We start from the raw sequence: 245 nt of genomic DNA, 5'->3' as shown, positions 1-245 counted from the left end.
ATTAAGCTATCTATATCGTCTAAATCAAAGTCGTCACTTTCCTCAACTAATGAGTCATCTGCAGTATCAACTGCAGCCTCATCAATTAAGCTATCTATGTCGTCTAAATCAAAGTCGTCGCTTTCCTCAACTAATGAGTCATCTGCAGTATCAACTGCTGCTTCATCAATTAAGCTATCTATATCGTCTAAATCAAAGTCGTCACTTTCCTCAACTAATGAGTCATCTGCAGTATCAACTGCAGC

1 protein-coding gene is annotated in these 245 nt (G+C 38.4%); it reads right to left on the bottom strand.

The window, feature by feature from the left end; genetic code table 11:
• Positions 1-245 (bottom strand): hypothetical protein (locus tag H5117_RS20495; protein WP_404936139.1); only part of this gene is annotated, 245 nt, incomplete at both ends.

The organism is Pseudoalteromonas sp. SG45-1, from assembly GCF_014164135.1.
GTDB classification, from domain to species: domain Bacteria; phylum Pseudomonadota; class Gammaproteobacteria; order Enterobacterales; family Alteromonadaceae; genus Pseudoalteromonas; species Pseudoalteromonas distincta.
The sequence above is the reverse complement of the archived record's forward strand: the minus strand, read 5'-3'. Positions and strand labels throughout refer to the sequence as shown.